The sequence below is a fragment of the Clostridium celatum genome (genome assembly GCF_021412605.1).
Lineage (GTDB): Bacteria > Bacillota > Clostridia > Clostridiales > Clostridiaceae > Clostridium > Clostridium celatum.
On the sequence record NZ_JAJKGM010000024.1, the window covers coordinates 25,089 to 40,537 of the forward strand.

General features: G+C 25.9%; 16 protein-coding genes and 1 pseudogene. 13 read left to right on the forward strand and 4 right to left on the reverse strand.

What is annotated here, in order from left to right; all coding sequences use genetic code 11:
* Positions 1 to 77: 77 nt before the first annotated feature.
* Positions 78 to 707, forward strand: coding sequence for a histidine phosphatase family protein (locus LPC13_RS10790; RefSeq protein WP_005209760.1), 630 nt, complete (start codon positions 78 to 80; stop codon positions 705 to 707).
* A 169-nt stretch (positions 708 to 876) separates the two neighbouring features.
* Here LPC13_RS10790 and LPC13_RS10795 read toward each other — a convergent pair whose 3' ends face one another.
* Positions 877 to 1,524, reverse strand: a complete 648-nt coding sequence (locus tag LPC13_RS10795; protein ID WP_005209761.1) for a guanylate kinase — start codon at positions 1,522 to 1,524, stop codon at positions 877 to 879.
* A 111-nt stretch (positions 1,525 to 1,635) separates the two neighbouring features.
* On the opposite strand from LPC13_RS10795, the gene LPC13_RS10800 reads away from it, so the two are divergent.
* Positions 1,636 to 2,292: an FMN-dependent NADH-azoreductase gene (locus tag LPC13_RS10800; RefSeq protein ID WP_005209762.1), complete on the forward strand. Its 657-nt coding sequence runs from the start codon at positions 1,636 to 1,638 to the stop codon at positions 2,290 to 2,292.
* 357 nt (positions 2,293 to 2,649) lie between these two features.
* Here the strand turns inward: LPC13_RS10800 and LPC13_RS10805 are convergent, their stop codons facing one another.
* Positions 2,650 to 2,829 carry a hypothetical protein gene (locus LPC13_RS10805; RefSeq protein ID WP_005209763.1) on the reverse strand — a complete coding sequence of 60 codons (180 nt, stop codon included), beginning with the start codon at positions 2,827 to 2,829 and terminating at the stop codon, positions 2,650 to 2,652.
* Positions 2,830 to 2,999: 170 nt separating this feature from the next.
* On the opposite strand from LPC13_RS10805, the gene LPC13_RS10810 reads away from it, so the two are divergent.
* From LPC13_RS10810 to LPC13_RS10840, 7 genes are all read left to right on the forward strand, one after another.
* Positions 3,000 to 3,755, forward strand: coding sequence for an AIM24 family protein (locus tag LPC13_RS10810; protein WP_040418346.1), 756 nt, complete (start codon positions 3,000 to 3,002; stop codon positions 3,753 to 3,755).
* Positions 3,756 to 3,841: 86 nt separating this feature from the next.
* Positions 3,842 to 4,813 (forward strand): Gfo/Idh/MocA family protein, encoded by a 972-nt coding sequence (locus LPC13_RS10815; protein WP_005209768.1) that lies wholly within the window; start codon positions 3,842 to 3,844, stop codon positions 4,811 to 4,813.
* A 300-nt stretch (positions 4,814 to 5,113) separates the two neighbouring features.
* Complete coding sequence (locus tag LPC13_RS10820) at positions 5,114 to 5,614, forward strand: hypothetical protein (RefSeq protein WP_234088802.1); 501 nt, start codon at positions 5,114 to 5,116, stop codon at positions 5,612 to 5,614.
* Positions 5,615 to 5,823: 209 nt separating this feature from the next.
* Positions 5,824 to 6,066 (forward strand): hypothetical protein, encoded by a 243-nt coding sequence (locus LPC13_RS10825; protein ID WP_005209773.1) that lies wholly within the window; start codon positions 5,824 to 5,826, stop codon positions 6,064 to 6,066.
* Between the two features lie 255 nt (positions 6,067 to 6,321).
* Positions 6,322 to 6,975, forward strand: a complete 654-nt coding sequence (locus LPC13_RS10830; protein WP_234088803.1) for an SIMPL domain-containing protein — start codon at positions 6,322 to 6,324, stop codon at positions 6,973 to 6,975.
* A 244-nt stretch (positions 6,976 to 7,219) separates the two neighbouring features.
* Positions 7,220 to 7,657 carry an N-acetyltransferase gene (locus tag LPC13_RS10835; protein WP_005209776.1) on the forward strand — a complete coding sequence of 146 codons (438 nt, stop codon included), beginning with the start codon at positions 7,220 to 7,222 and terminating at the stop codon, positions 7,655 to 7,657.
* Positions 7,658 to 7,704: 47 nt separating this feature from the next.
* Positions 7,705 to 8,619, forward strand: a complete 915-nt coding sequence (locus tag LPC13_RS10840; protein ID WP_040418358.1) for a Ppx/GppA family phosphatase — start codon at positions 7,705 to 7,707, stop codon at positions 8,617 to 8,619.
* A 78-nt stretch (positions 8,620 to 8,697) separates the two neighbouring features.
* Here LPC13_RS10840 and LPC13_RS10845 read toward each other — a convergent pair whose 3' ends face one another.
* Positions 8,698 to 10,431, reverse strand: coding sequence for an ABC-F family ATP-binding cassette domain-containing protein (locus tag LPC13_RS10845; RefSeq protein WP_005209778.1), 1,734 nt, complete (start codon positions 10,429 to 10,431; stop codon positions 8,698 to 8,700).
* Between the two features lie 295 nt (positions 10,432 to 10,726).
* Between LPC13_RS10845 and LPC13_RS10850 the strand changes: the two genes are divergently transcribed.
* From LPC13_RS10850 to LPC13_RS10865, 4 genes are all read left to right on the forward strand, one after another.
* Entirely contained in the window at positions 10,727 to 11,155 is a 429-nt protein-coding gene (locus LPC13_RS10850) for a hypothetical protein (protein ID WP_005209779.1), read from the forward strand.
* A 50-nt stretch (positions 11,156 to 11,205) separates the two neighbouring features.
* Positions 11,206 to 11,613, forward strand: coding sequence for a secondary thiamine-phosphate synthase enzyme YjbQ (locus LPC13_RS10855; RefSeq protein ID WP_005209780.1), 408 nt, complete (start codon positions 11,206 to 11,208; stop codon positions 11,611 to 11,613).
* A 145-nt stretch (positions 11,614 to 11,758) separates the two neighbouring features.
* Positions 11,759 to 11,953 (forward strand): hypothetical protein, encoded by a 195-nt coding sequence (locus tag LPC13_RS10860; protein ID WP_005209781.1) that lies wholly within the window; start codon positions 11,759 to 11,761, stop codon positions 11,951 to 11,953.
* A 24-nt stretch (positions 11,954 to 11,977) separates the two neighbouring features.
* Positions 11,978 to 15,148, forward strand: coding sequence for a DEAD/DEAH box helicase (locus LPC13_RS10865; RefSeq protein ID WP_234088804.1), 3,171 nt, complete (start codon positions 11,978 to 11,980; stop codon positions 15,146 to 15,148).
* 12 nt (positions 15,149 to 15,160) lie between these two features.
* On the opposite strand, the pseudogene LPC13_RS17180 reads toward LPC13_RS10865, so the two are convergent.
* Positions 15,161 to 15,232 (reverse strand): annotated as a pseudogene (locus LPC13_RS17180) (hypothetical protein); the annotation flags it as partial.
* Between the last annotated feature and the right edge of the window lie 217 nt (positions 15,233 to 15,449).

Consider the following 15,449-nt stretch of genomic DNA (forward strand, 5'->3'; position numbering starts at 1 on the left):
GCAATAATAAATATTAAAATACAGATAAATTAAGTGATAAAACAACTGAAAATATAGAGACTTGGAGAGGGATTTTGATGAATACAATAATATATTTAACTAGACATGGACAAACTTTATGGAATATAGAGAAAAGATTGCAAGGAAGAGGAAATTCACCATTAACAGAAGATGGAATAGAAAGAGCTAAAGAACTGAGAGATAGAATTAAAGGAATGAATATAGATGTTATATATTCAAGTCCAATAGAAAGAGCACTTAATACTGCAAATATAATTAAGGGTGATAAAAATATAGAAGTAATAACTGATGATGGTCTTATGGAGATGTGCTTTGGTGATTATGAAGGAAGAAGAACAGATGAAGTTATGAAAGAAAATCCTAGTTGGGATATAGGTCTTATTATGAAAGGTAATACTATATTATCTGCACCTAATGGAGAAAATTTAGCAGAAGTTAGGGATAGAGTATCAAAAACTATGGATAGAATTATAGAAGAAAATAGGGGTAAAACTATTTTAATAGTAGCTCATGGAATAACTCTTAAGGCTTTGATGTATTATTTCAAAGATGATGAAGTAAATGATGAAGTTATGGGACAAGCAACTTTAACTAAAATAAATATAGATGAAAATAATAATTTTCATATAGAGTATAAAAATGATAATAGCCATTTTACAGTAAAAGAACAAAAGTTAGGATGGTAAATTCAGATATTGTTATAGAAAATTATTAAAATTAAAGTAATAAATAATATGTAGATTTTATTCTTCATATAACTAGTAAGAAGTGATACTAAATTTGTAGTTAAATTAAAAAAATGAAAACTTAAAAATATTAATAAGTAGAATAAAAATACTATTTCCAAAGAGAAGTTTATTTGGAAATAGTATTTTTTATAATCTCAACTAAATCTAATAATACAAAATCAATTCTATTATTAGCATTAATAACAAAATCGGATTTATCTTTATAACTCATAATATGTAAATTAGTTGTTCTTGTTATCATTGATAGAGTATCATCATTTCTAAAACTCATTCGTTTTTCCATGACATCTACAGGAACATCAAGATAAATGGTAATTGCTTGAGTATTTAAAAGTTCTTTCATTTTAATGGCTCCTTTATCATCTAAAACAATAATTGAGTTACCATTAAGTAAAGATGAGTTTATAGAGTTTAAGCAAGTTCCATAGTAGTTTCCGAAGTTCTCAACATACTCTAAAAAATCTCCGTTATTGATTTTTGATTCAAAATCAACTCTATCATAGAAGTAGTAATCAGTGCCATGGGTTTCGTTTTCTCTTGGATTTCTTGAAGTAGAAGTAATAATTTTTCTAAATGGAGATTTATTTAAATTGTCAATAACTAAATTTAAATTTTCTAACATTGCTAATTTAGAAGAATCATCAACTTGGTTAATTAGATTATTTAAGATAGTAATATCCTTATGAACTAGAAAGTTAGAAATTAAGCTTTTTCCTGCAGCAGATGGCCCAACCAATATAAATAATTTATTCATAATAAACACCTTTTTTAAAATTTTTATAATATATGATTTGTATATTATATCATGTTTTTTTTAGGAAACAATAACTAATGAATAGTAAATTAAATAAAGACTAAGAGGTGCATGATGGAGAGAAAATTATTATATATAAGTGTTAATTCAAAGCCGGAAGAATTATCAGCTTCTAAAACTGTAGCAAGAAAATTTATAAATAGCTTTTTAGAAAAGCATAATGACTTTAAAGTTGAGGAAGTAGATTTATATAAGGAACATATTCCAAGGTTAGAATATCAATATTTTGAAGATAGAAATTGTGTAATTAGTGAAGAAGCTGCGAAGAAATTACCAGAAAAAGATCAAAAGGAAATACGAAGAATAAGAGAGTTATGTGACCAATTTATAAGTGCAGAAATGTATGTTATAGCATCTCCAATGTGGAGTTTATCATTTCCTGCACCATTAAAGGAATACATAGATTGTATAGTTCAAGCTAATAAGACTATTTCTTTTGAAAAAGGTAAAAAACCAAAGGGATTATTAGATGATAAAAAGAGAGCTTTAGTTTATATACAATCTTCAGGTGGTAATATACCATGGGCGCTAGATCCGATAATGGATAAAGGAGAAAATTATATAGCTAAAATAATGAAGACTATTGGTATTAAGCATGTTCAAGAGCTTAAAATAGATGGAACAGGTACAACTGAAGAGGAAAGAGAAAATGCTATAAAAAAAGCTGAAGAAAAAATTGATACAATGATGGTTGATATAGATTTATAAAAAAATATTTGTTTGACAAATATTTTTTATAATATAAACTAAATTTAGTCGAGTAGCAAGAAAGCGTAAATCCAGATATATTTGCGCTTTCTTTTTTGTGTTTAGGTTTAAATGGCTTATAAATATGGTTATGGTAGCTTTCCCAAAAATACTCCTGAGGCAAAGAAAAAGCTGATGGAAATAAATCCATCAGCTTCGAACAGAAAACAAACTTAAAACAGAAAGGAACTGTTTTAAAATCACAAGTAAACAAACAGAATTAATCTGAAAGTTTACTATTTACAACGAGAAATTATATCATAATTAATATGATACAACAATATAAAAAATCATTAAAAAACGTAGCAAAAATAAATTTTATTTAGCTGGTTCCCATTTACAACGAACTGGTGAAACAATAGCTTCATCCTTCTTAAGTTCTTTAAAAGCTTTATCTATATCTTTACGATCAAGTCCTGATAATTTTTCAACTTCACCAGCACTAATTGGCTTTCCAGATTCTCTCATAACATTTAAAATAGTTTCTTTAATATCCATAATAAACCTCCGATGTTAATAATTATTATTAATTAATATTATATATTCATTATAGACATAAATCAATAAATATAATCAATATTAAATTTAATAAATAAAAATATAGTATAATATTATTATAAAATTAGTCTGGTTTATGAAATTTAATAATGTATATTGGAGGAATTATAATGATTACATATAAAAATTTATATGATAATAAGAACATTGAAGTTATAGCAAGTAAAGGTGGAGTCAAGGTCCTTGAGTATAAGAGAGATTTAAGTGTAGATACTCAAAGTGCAATAAATGCATACTTTGCATCAGAAATGAATGTAAGAAAGAGACAAGTGCTAATTGAATTAAATGGAGATGCATACACAATAAGTGCAGGAGCAATGCAATGGACTGCAGGTGCTGTGAAAATGGTAGCAGATGTTAAAGGAATTGGAGATTTTTTTGGTAAAGCAATATCTTCAAAGGTGACAAAAGAATCAGCAATTAAGCCTAAGTATGAGGGTAAAGGACTATTGATGTTAGAGCCAACATATAAACATATACTGCTTGAAGATGTTTCAGAATGGAATGGCTTAGTTCTTGATGATGGTCTTTTTCTTGCATGTGAATCTAAAATAAAACAAAAAGTAGTTGCAAGAACAAATCTTTCTTCTGCAATGCTTGGAAATGAGGGCTTATTTAACTTATGTCTTGAAGGTAATGGGATTGCAGTGTTAGAAAGTCCAGTACCAAGAGATGAACTTATTGAATTTGATTTACAAAATGATGAGGTTAGAATTGATGGTAATTATGCAATTGCATGGTCTAAGTCTTTAGATTTTAGAGTTGAAAAATCAAGTAAAAGTTTAATGGGATCTGCTGTTTCAGGAGAAGGGTTTGTAAATGTATATCGTGGAACAGGAAAAATTCTTATGGCTCCTATAGTATAAGCTATATGAGTTAAATGAAATATATAAATATATTAAATTTAAGAAAGGAGATATATTAGCTTTCATAGCTAATATAATTACAAACTATGATTAAATGGGGGATAATAGCACCAGGAACTATTGCAAATGCTTTTGCTAAAGAAATAAATAATTCACAAGATGGAAAACTTGTAGCAGTATATGGAAGGAATTTAGATAAGGCTAAAAGATTTTCAGAGAAATATAATATAGACAACTATTATAGTGATATAAATGAATTTTTAAATGATGATAATATAGATGCAGTATATATAGCTACTCCGCATAATTATCATATGGAGTATGCTATAAAGTGTATTAGAGCAAAGAAGCATATATTGTGTGAGAAGCCATTTTCATATAATTATAAAACTAGTAAAGAAGTATTAGAGTTAGCAAAGGAAAATAATATATTTATAATGGAAGCATTATGGACTTTATTTTTACCAGCAATAAAGCAAGCTAAAAAATGGATTGAAGAAAATAAAATAGGAAAAGTAAAATTAATAACAGCAAATTTTGGTTTCAAGAGTGAAGAAGATATTAACTCGAGGTTATATAATCCAAATTTAGCTGGAGGAGCATTATTGGATGTTGGAATATACCCAATATTATTTTCTAATTATATAATTGGAGATAAACCAATTGAAATAAAAGCTAATGCAACAATGACTAGAACTAATGTTGATGAAACTGATGCTATTAGTTTTAAATATACTGATGGAGAAGTAGCATCATTAACATGTTCTATTTCAACTGAAACTGATAATACAGCAGTTATTTATGGAGAAAAAGGAAAGATAGTTATACCTACTTTTTGGATGGCAAAGGAAGCTTATTTATATAGTGAGAATAATGAAGAAAAGTTTAAAGATGAATATAATGAAGCAGGTTATAAGTATGAGATTATAGAGGCTAATAGCTGTATAAGTGATAAGAAGCTAGAAAGCAATGTAGCATCACATAATTTAACTTTAGATTTAGCAGCAATAATGGATGAAATTAGAGAACAAATAGCATTAGTATATCCTTTTGAATAATATATGAATTTTTTTAATATAATATTTAGTTTAAAATTTGCAACTAAATATGGGTAAAAGTATAGACAGTATATAAATTCTAATGTGAAAGTACGGTTATTATTGTTATAAATGTAATAAAATTATTCTTGAAATAAATATAGATTTTATATATAATAAAAAAAGAAATTTATGCGCGTATAATTGTTCAGCGTGGAATCAAGTGTTTGGTTCCACGCTTATTTTTTTGTTAAATAAAAATAAAACTTACTACTGACGTTAATTCATAGGAGTAAGTTCAATTAGGGAGAGAAAATAGAAATGGAATTTTATATGAAGTTACCAAGAAATAAGAAAGAGATGGCAGTTTTTATAGGTATAATTTCAGTTATATCTGTATGTATAATTGCACCATTAATAACATGTTTTGAAGTTGGATTTAATATGACAGTGTGGGAACAAGCTATGAAAAGTGTGCCCTTTATATGGATTAGTGTTATTATAATTGTTTTACTTACTCATAAGCCAGCAGAATGGTTAACAAGAAAAATAATAAAAGAAGAAGATAGTTTTAATGCACATATTATAGTAAATACATTATGGACAGTATTTTTAATGTCAATTTTATTAACTGTAATTGGAACATGGATTGGTATAGGAAAAATAACTATGGAGCCTATTTATAAGTTTTTTTATAAATGGCCAAGAAACTTTGCAATTGCATTTGCTGTAGAAATTTTTATAGCACAACCTATTGCTAGATTTGTAATGTTAAAATTACATGAATCACAAGAGAAGAGAGTTGAACTTTCTCAAGGATAAAAAATAATTAAAAATTATTTTTTTGTTAAGAAAAAACTTACGAAAAAAATTTGAAATTGATATAATATATATATAGGAAGATCTAGTAATTACTGGGTAAACGAAAAGGATTTGTTTCGCTCTAATTCACTGAGTTTAACAAGTCCTTTTTTTCATATTGATGCATAGTAGCATTAATATAAATTAATAATTTAAGGAGGAATTCAGAAATGAAAAGAGTAAAGGCTGCCTGTATTATACAGACATTACATTTTCAATTAAAGGAGGATTTAGATCATGAGTATGCAGTGAAAATGATTAAAGACGAAGTAGATAAGTATAAAAAAAGTCTTGAAAAATCTAAAATGAAGTATAGAATTCTATCTGAAACAGAGCAAGAGGATGGATCTGTTATAATAGAGATTAAGAAACAGTATAATCAGTCACCAATTGGAAAATATTTAGAAGAATAGCTATTGAAGTACTAATTATATTATATTTAGATTATTTTACATCAGAGTTACAGCTAAATAAATATTAATAAGATTATATTATAGTAAAAGTTGATAATTGAAGTTATCAACTTTTACTTTTTTATATAAAAAGCAAAAGAATAAAAAATTGGATGGCAAATTAACATGAAAGATAAATTAAGAAGTAATTATTATTTATAATATGATAAAATATAGGTAGTTAAAGTAATTTATTAAATAAAGGGGTAAGTATAAGTGGAGAGGTTAATTACAGTTAAGGGAATTGGTAATGTAAATGTTAAGCCAGATTTAATAATTATAAATATGGAGTTAGTATCACATAAATATGATTATGAAGAAACTATGAAGTTAGCTACAGATTCAGTAAGTAAATTAGAAAAAGCTATAGAAGAAGCTGGATTTAATAAGAAAGAATTAAAAACAACAAGCTTTAATATTAGAACAAGTTATAAGAGTTATTATGATGAAAATAAGAATTACAAAAACAAATTTGATGGTTATATTTGTGAGCAAGGTTTAAAGCTTCAATTTGATTTGGATATGCAAGTATTATCAAAGGTACTTACAGCAATTACAAAGTCAGAAGTGGAACCTAGATTAAATATAAGATTTTCTGTGAAAGATAAAGATAAAGTAAATAAAGAACTTCTTATTAACGCAACAGAAAATGCAAGAAGAAAGGCAGAAGTTTTAGCTAAGGCATCTAAAGTGAATCTTGGTAAATTAGTAACTATAAATTATAACTGGAGTGAAGTAGGTATTTATTCTAAAACAACATATGAAATGGAGAATAAAAGCCTTGTTATGGAAGAAGCATATGCACCTAATATTGAACCAGATGATATAGAACTAAGTGATACTGCAACATTTGTTTGGGAAATAAAATAAATAATAGAAATATAGAAAATATACATCTAATAAAAGGTGTGTATTTTTTTAATATATACTAGAAGGTGAAAATTTTACTACTAATAAATAGTATTTTAAAAGTACTATTTGAAATTCATTATTAAAAATTCACTTAAGATGACTAAAATTTTTTAATAAAACATAAAAATTTAATAAAGAGAAATTAATTAATAAAAAATGATAAGATATAAACATATAAGATATTAGGGAGACATAAGTTGATATGATAAGAAATATAAAAAGTAAAGATATAGATAGAATAATGGGAATTTGGTTAAGAAGTACTATAAAAGCTCATGATTTTATATCTAAAGAATATTGGGAAGACAACTATAATGATGTAAGAAATATATACATACCTATGGCTGAAACAGTTGTATATGAAGATGAAGAGGATATAAAAGGTTTTATAAGTATAATAAATAATGAATTTATAGGCGCATTATTTGTGGATATAGATTATCAAGGTAGTGGTATTGGTAAAAAGTTAATAGATTATGTAATGGATAGATATAAAAAGTTAAATTTAGCAGTATATAAGGAAAATAAAAAATCAGTGGAATTTTATATTAATAGAGGATTTAAAATAATAAAAGAACAAGTAAATGAAGACTCAGGACATAATGAATATATAATGGAAAAGGCAGTAGATATAAATTAAGGTATTGATAAAATATTAAATTGAAAATGAAGTAATAGGTGAGTAAGGTGGAAAGAAGAGCAGTAATAGATATTGGATCAAACTCTGTAAGATTAATAATTTATAAAATACAAGAAGACTCAACATTTAAAGTAATTAATGAAGAAAAAAGAACAATTAGATTAGGAAGTTATTTAACAGAAGATAATTATTTAGCTGATCAGGGAATAGATACACTTATTAATGTACTAAAAGAGTTTAAATTTATATGTAAAAGATATGAAGTTACAGATATTTGTGTTGTTGCAACAGAAGCTATTAGAAGGTCTATAAATAGAGATGATATTTGTAATAAAGTTCAAGTAGATTTAGGATTAAAAATAAATATTTTATCAGGAGAAGAGGAAGCTAGATATGGATATTTAGCAATTAAAAATTCAATGAGAGAAAAGGACGCTATTTTATTGGATTTAGGTGGCTCAAGTATGGAGATTACGCTTATGAAAAATGGAGAATTAAAAGAAACTATAAGTTTACCATTAGGATGTATTCCTCTTACTAAAAGATTTAATAATATTGAAACTGAAGATGAAAGGATTAAGCTTAATACATTTATTTATGATACTATTAATGAAATATCATGGTTAATAAAAAATGATAAAATGAATGTAATTGGAATTGGTGGTATTGCAAAACATATAGCCAGAGTATATAAGGAAGATAAAGATTATCCTAAAGAATTACTTCACAATTATAGTATGACAATAGATGAAATCTCTAAAATATATAATGATTTTTTAAAATTACCTATAAATGAAAGAAGTAAAGTTAAAGGGTTATCAAAAAAGAGAGCTGAGATATTTGCAGCACCAGTTGGGGCTATTTTATCAATACTTCAATATTTAAATTCGGAAAAGCTTATTATAAGTGCTGTGGGACTTAGAGAAGGTATAATTTATGAAAATTTAAAAAATAAAATATAAAATAGGGAAACCGTTAGTTTCCCCATTTTTTATCATTATATTTGCATACAAATTATTAATTATTCAATTAGTATTAGATTAACTTAATATCTCTTCCAACTCTTCAGATAAAGATTTTGCAAGAATAAAATTATTATCTCTTAAAGCTAGTTCTATTTTTGTTTCAACTAATTTTTTCTTTTGTTCAATTTCTAAATAGTCCTTGTTAAAATGATTAGCATAAATCATCTCTTTAAATTCTTTAATACTAATTTTTCTAATTTTTTTATCTTCAATGATTAAAACATAATCTATACAGTTTGTTATAGTATAGTAATCATGAGAAACCATTAAAATAGCGCCTTTATAGTTTTTAATAGCTTTTTCTAATGCTATTTGTGAATATGTATCTAAGTGACTTGTAGGTTCATCAAGAAGTAGAAGGTCAGTTCTAATTTCACCAATTTTAGCTAGCTGAAGCAGATTTTTTTCTCCACCAGATAAAGTTCCTATCTTTTGATTAAGTAATTCTTCATTAAAATTATAACCTTCCAGATATTCTTTAATATCATCACGAGTTTTAAAACCAAGATCAAAGAACTCTTCAAGTATTGTATTAGAATAATTTAATGTTTGACCTTGAAGCTGAGATAAATAACCTATATTAATATCTTTATCTATTTCAATAGAAGAATTATTATTTTTAAAGATTTCTTGGAAAAGTGTAGATTTACCTGTACCATTTGAACCAACAATAGCTACTTTATCAGTTGATTTAATATGAAAGCTAACATTTTCTAAAAGCACTTCATCAAAAGCAACACTATAGTCATTAACTTTTAAAGCTGTTTTTTCTTCTACTTCATTAGTTGTAACGAAAATAATATTAGGTTCTTTAATATCTACAAATGGAGCTTTAATCCTACGTTTTTCTAATCTTTCTTGGAATTTAACTCTAGCCCTTAAAGTTTTTCCTCTAAATTGTTCAGCATTCTCTGTTGCTAGTTCTCTTAATTTATCTATTAAGATTTCATTTCTCTCAATTTCTTCAGTATCAGCAGTTGCTAATTCTTGCAATTCAATTTTAGTTTGAAGTAATGAGAAATTATAATCAATATAGCTACCATCAAACTCCTGTATTTCCATGTTTTCAAGATGAATAATTTTATTGAAACAATGATTTAATAAGTATCTATTATGGGTAATAATTAATGTTGTTCCTTTGTGTGAATTGATTAGATCCTTAAGAGAATTAAGATTTTTAAAATCTAAAAATACGTCTGGTTCATCCATAATAAGTAAGTCAGGACTAGTTAGCATTGATTTAATTACTTGAATAAGCTTGAATTCTCCACCACTAAGCTCAGATATTAATAAATCTTTATATTTAATTAATTCTATAAGATTTAATTTTCTATCAATAATATTTTCAAAATCATCACCATTAATTGCTTCAAATGCATCTAGAGCTTGTTGATATTTTTCAAGTAAAGTATCTATATCTGATGATGTCTCCATTTCAGCACATATAGATGTTATTTCATTTTGTAGTTTAATAAAGTCTTCTGCAAGATATTCAAAAACTGTAATATTTTTTGTTTTATCTAGCTCTTGGAATTGACGCACATATCCAATTCTACAATTTGGCTCCATTTCTAATGATCCATCAAACATATATTTTTCTGGATCCATAATTATATCTATAAGCGTACTTTTTCCACTACCATTTGTTCCTATAAAGGCACAGTGTTGACCTTCTTCTAATGTAAAGGAAATATTATTATATAGATTTTTTTGTGGAAAGGAGTAGGATAAGTTTTCAATTTTTAGCATAGTAGTACCTCTCTTTATCGCTAAAAAAGAGCCTATATTTAATAAAAATAAGCTCTTTAATATTATTATTTTATCAATGAAAATTTTACACTTGATAAAGATATTTTTTAGTTTAATATTGATAGATTAACACTTTTTTGAGCTAAGTTCAATGATTTCATATAAGTAACAAAAATTGTCATAGTAAATTTAGAATTATGGATGGCCTAGTGAGTTGAATATAATTTACTTTCTAGAATAATATTATTAAGCTAGGGAAATATTATCTTATTAATAATAAGATAAGGAGATAATTATGTTACAAAAAATAGAGGAAATTAATTTATTAAAATTAATGAAGGATATAAAAAATATGATTTCAGAAGGTAAGGTGGAATTAAAGAATGAGGATTATGAAATCAGAATAAGAAAAAATGATAATATTACTGATTTAGAACCATTAATGAAATTACTAAATATTATGGTAAAGGAAGATTACTTAGTAACAGAGCTATACTTTGAAAATAAGACTGATTTTGAAAAGTGTTTTAATGTTAAATATGAGAATAGACTAAATGAGATATTTCATAGTATAAGAATAGAAGAACTTAGATGGGAAGATGAAGACACTTATAATGGAACATTTATTTATCATGAAGTTTATGGAGGAAAATTAAAATTTGAATTAGCATGTATTAAGTATTTAGCTAGATTTCAAAGACAGATAATATGGGATATAGGTTAAGATTTAACTTATAATAGAGACAAAAATATTATTATTAATTGAGGTATGATATGAATAAGTTATATAAACATTCTTTGAAAATTGATAACAGACAAACAATGATTGATATTACAAGTATTATTGAAGAAGATATTAAAAATAGTGGTGTTGAAGAGGGAATAGCAATTATATATTGTCCGCATACAACAGCTGGAATTACTATAAATGAAAATGCTGACCCTGATGTTGTTAGGGATTTAATTTATGGCTTTGAAAAGGTATATCCAACAAATGATAAAAATTATAAACACTTTGAAGGTAATTCACATGCACATATGAAATCTTCAACTATAGGTGCATCTCAAACACTAATTATAAATGAAGGAAGATTGATTTTAGGACGCTGGCAAGATGTATACTTTTGTGAGTTTGATGGACCTAGAAATAGAACATTTTATGTTAAAATAATGGAAGGTTAGTTAATTGAAGAGAGTGTATTTGTACCTAGAATTTCTTTGAAGCTGATAGGGGATAAATTAAAAAAATTCTCAGAATTGCATATGTAATATCATAGAAGAAAAATAGAGTTTCATAAGTATAACAATAAGGTGGTGCAATTTATAAATGAAGGACTTATCAAAAAAGATAATTGAAGTAGAACTTATATCATTAGATCCTTATAGAGCGACTAGGGAAGAGGTACTTTCAGAAGATACATTTAAATATATAAATGCTATTGAAAATGAGTTTTTAAAAGAGAGTATTATATTATACTCTAATATAAGCATTATACCTAAATATGATAAAATTAATAAGTAAAGAAATTATAATGGGGGAGTAATATTGAAAGAGGGAATATATGAGCAAGTAATAAACAAAGAAATACTAGAACAACTAAACAAATTAGAACAAGAAAATTTTATTATAGATAAAGATAAAATAGATAAAGAAGAGGCAAAAGTAATTCTTTCACAATATATATCAAGAGTGATAAGAAAATCACTAAACTATATAAGAGATAAAGAAAAAGAAGATAGTGAAAAACTTATAAAACAAATAGAAGCTTGTAATAACATAATTAACATATTAAGTGAAGTGTCAAATGAAGAGGATATTAAAAAATATGAAATAGATAAAAATGGAGAAATGTTAAATGCTTTATATTCTAAGGTAAATAATAAAAGAGCACTAACTAAAAAACAGGCAATAAGGCCAGTAACTCCATTATCGCAAAGTTCATTATTCACAGGTTCAGGGCAAGAGCCGAATATGTTAGGGGAGCTTAATAAAGAAATATTATCATGTGATTCTATAGATTTATTAGTTTCTTTTGTAAAATGGAGTGGAATTAGATGTATTATTGAAAGTTTAAGAGAAGCAACGCAAAGTAATAACAAAAAACTTAGAATAATTACAACTTCATATATGGGAGCTACAGATATTAAAGCTGTTGAAGAATTAAGTAAGTTACCTAATACAGAAATAAAGATTTCTTATGACACAGAAAGAACAAGACTTCATGCAAAGGCTTATATGTTTAAAAGAGATACGGGCTTTACAACTGCATACATAGGTTCATCAAATCTTTCTAATGTTGCATTAACTTCAGGATTAGAATGGAATTTAAAGATTACGGAGCAAGATTCTTTTGATATTATAAAGAAGTTTGAAGCTACATTTGAAAGCTACTGGAATGATTTAGAGTTTGTTTCTTATAATGGAACAGAAGAAGATAAAAAAAGATTACAAGTATCTTTAAGAAAAGAGCAAAAAGATAGTGATAATGAATTAAATTTCAGCTTTGATATAAGACCATATGCTTATCAAAAAGAAATATTAGAAAAGCTTAAAGTTGAAAGAAAAATATTTAATAAAAATAAAAACTTAGTAATTGCAGCAACAGGTGTTGGTAAAACAGTAATTTCTGCTTTTGATTATAAAGATTTTTGTAAAGAAAATAGGGGCAAGGCTAATAGGATATTGTTTGTAGTTAATCGTGAAGAAATATTAAAACAAGCAAGAGATACTTTTAGGGCAATATTAAAAAATAATAATTTTGGTGAATTGATGGTAGGAGGAAGAACTCCTGAAAGCTTAGAGTATTTATTTGTATCTATTCAAAGTTTAAATAGTAGGGATTTATGTGAAATAACATCAGAGAATTATTATGATTTTATTATTGTAGATGAATTTCATCATGCGGCAGCGCCATCATATCAAAGATTATTAAGTTATTATAAACCAAAGGTATTACTTGGGTTAACTGCAACTCCTGAAAGAAATGATAATAAAGATATATTTAAATATTTTGAAGATAGAATATCGGGGGAGATAAGATTACCAGAAGCTATTGATAGAAAACTATTAAGTCCATTTCAATATTTTGCAGTATCTGATTCGGTAGATTTATCAAAGCTTAAGTGGCAAAGAAAGGGCTATAATATAAGTGAATTAGATAAAGTTTATACAGGAAATGATATAAGAGTAAATAATATATTAACAAGTTTAAATAAGTATATTACAGATATAAATGAAGTAGTAGGTTTAGGGTTTTGTGTAAGTAAAGAACATGCTAAATTTATGGCACAAAGGTTTAATGAAGCTGGAATTGAATCTTTAGCATTAACTGATGAAAGTAAAAAGGACGATAGAAATAGTGCAAAGGAAAAGTTAGTTAATGGAGAATTAAAGTTTATTTTTGTTGTGGATATATATAATGAAGGGATGGATATTCCAGAGGTCAATACTATTTTATTCTTAAGACCTACTGAAAGTTTAACAGTATTTCTGCAACAACTCGGAATGGGATTAAGACTTAGCGAAGGAAAAGAATGTTTAACAGTTCTTGATTATGTAGGGCAAGCTCATGTAAATTATAACTTTGAAGAAAAGTTTAGAGCATTAATAGGTAAAACTAACAATTCAGTAAAGAATTGTATTGAAAATGGATTTTTAAGTTTACCAAAGGGATGTTATATTCAATTAGAAAAAGAAGCTAAAGAATATATTTTAAGAAATATAAAATCTGCAGCAAACACAAAGAGTAATTTATTAAATAAGCTTAGAACTTTTAAAGGTGATACAGAACTTGAATTAACTTTAGAAAACTTCTTGAATTATCATAATTTATCTTTAGTAGACTTTTATGGAAAAAGTAAAGATAGAAGCTTTGCTAAAATGTGTGTAATGGCAGAGCAAAGAACTGATTTTAATGATGAAAATGAAGATATAATTACAAAGAAGCTATGTAATTTATTTTTTATTAATTCAAGAAGATTTATAGAATTTGTAGTTAGTTTAATAAGAAGTTATGATGATATTTCTAATGTCCACTTTAGTAATGAAGAAGGCTTAATGTTAAATATGATGTATTATATTTTCTATAATGATGCACCGCAAAAGATAGGTTTAAAATCATTAAAAGAAGGAATTAATAAACTTCTTAATAATAAGGTTATGATGAATGAGGTTTGTGATATATTAGATTATAATTATAAGCATCTTGACTTTATAGATAAAAAGGTAGATTTAGGATATGATTGTCCTTTAGACTTACATTGTGATTACTCAACAGATGTTATTATGTCTGCTTTTGGTTATTATAATGAAGAAAAGAAACCAGCTTTTAGGGAAGGTGTTAAGTATTTTGAAGATAAGAAAACAGACATATTCTTTATTACTTTAAATAAAAGTGATAAAGATTTTTCACCATCAACATTATATGAAGATTATGCAATAAATGAAAGGTTATTTCATTGGCAAACTCAAAGTAAAACTTCAATACAAAGTGCAACAGGACAAAGATATATTAATCATTTAAAGAATGGCAATAAAATAGCTCTTTTTGTTAGGAAGCATAAAGCTAGAGATGGACTTACATCTCCATTCACTTATCTTGGTACATGTGAATATAGAAGTCATAGTGGTAATAAGCCAATTAGTTTTGTATGGAAACTTCAAGAAGAGATTCCAGCAAGTATGATTAATAAAGCAAATAAAAGTATTATAATATAAGGTATAAGAAAATTATGATACTAAGGTGTGGCGCCTATATTCAAGAGGAGCCACACCTTTTGGTTTTTTCTGTAATCTTTTTTTATTGTAAAATCATTAAAGTTTTTCACAGTAAGATAATGAATACACGACTAATGCAAACATTTACAATAAAAGAAAGTTATGTTAATATATGTATAATACTTGCAACTATTATTATAAAAGGGGAAGTGCTTAATCTAAAATAATTAAAAATTTAGATTTTTTATTATTTTAGAAAATAATAAATTAAGGAGGATATTAGTAAAAAATATAGCTATTT

What these genes read in the sequence shown, in the direction of transcription:
- LPC13_RS10790 (WP_005209760.1), top strand. Translation starts at nt 78, where the DNA reads ATGAATACAATAATATATTTAACTAGACATGGACAAACTTTATGGAAT.
- LPC13_RS10795 (WP_005209761.1), bottom strand. Translation starts at nt 1,524, where the DNA reads ATGAATAAATTATTTATATTGGTTGGGCCATCTGCTGCAGGAAAAAGC.
- LPC13_RS10800 (WP_005209762.1), top strand. Translation starts at nt 1,636, where the DNA reads ATGATGGAGAGAAAATTATTATATATAAGTGTTAATTCAAAGCCGGAA.
- LPC13_RS10805 (WP_005209763.1), bottom strand. Translation starts at nt 2,829, where the DNA reads ATGGATATTAAAGAAACTATTTTAAATGTTATGAGAGAATCTGGAAAG.
- LPC13_RS10810 (WP_040418346.1), top strand. Translation starts at nt 3,000, where the DNA reads ATGATTACATATAAAAATTTATATGATAATAAGAACATTGAAGTTATA.
- LPC13_RS10815 (WP_005209768.1), top strand. Translation starts at nt 3,842, where the DNA reads ATGATTAAATGGGGGATAATAGCACCAGGAACTATTGCAAATGCTTTT.
- LPC13_RS10820 (WP_234088802.1), top strand. Translation starts at nt 5,114, where the DNA reads ATGGAATTTTATATGAAGTTACCAAGAAATAAGAAAGAGATGGCAGTT.
- LPC13_RS10825 (WP_005209773.1), top strand. Translation starts at nt 5,824, where the DNA reads ATGAAAAGAGTAAAGGCTGCCTGTATTATACAGACATTACATTTTCAA.
- LPC13_RS10835 (WP_005209776.1), top strand. Translation starts at nt 7,220, where the DNA reads ATGATAAGAAATATAAAAAGTAAAGATATAGATAGAATAATGGGAATT.
- LPC13_RS10845 (WP_005209778.1), bottom strand. Translation starts at nt 10,431, where the DNA reads ATGCTAAAAATTGAAAACTTATCCTACTCCTTTCCACAAAAAAATCTA.
- LPC13_RS10850 (WP_005209779.1), top strand. Translation starts at nt 10,727, where the DNA reads ATGTTACAAAAAATAGAGGAAATTAATTTATTAAAATTAATGAAGGAT.
- LPC13_RS10855 (WP_005209780.1), top strand. Translation starts at nt 11,206, where the DNA reads ATGAATAAGTTATATAAACATTCTTTGAAAATTGATAACAGACAAACA.
- LPC13_RS10860 (WP_005209781.1), top strand. Translation starts at nt 11,759, where the DNA reads ATGAAGGACTTATCAAAAAAGATAATTGAAGTAGAACTTATATCATTA.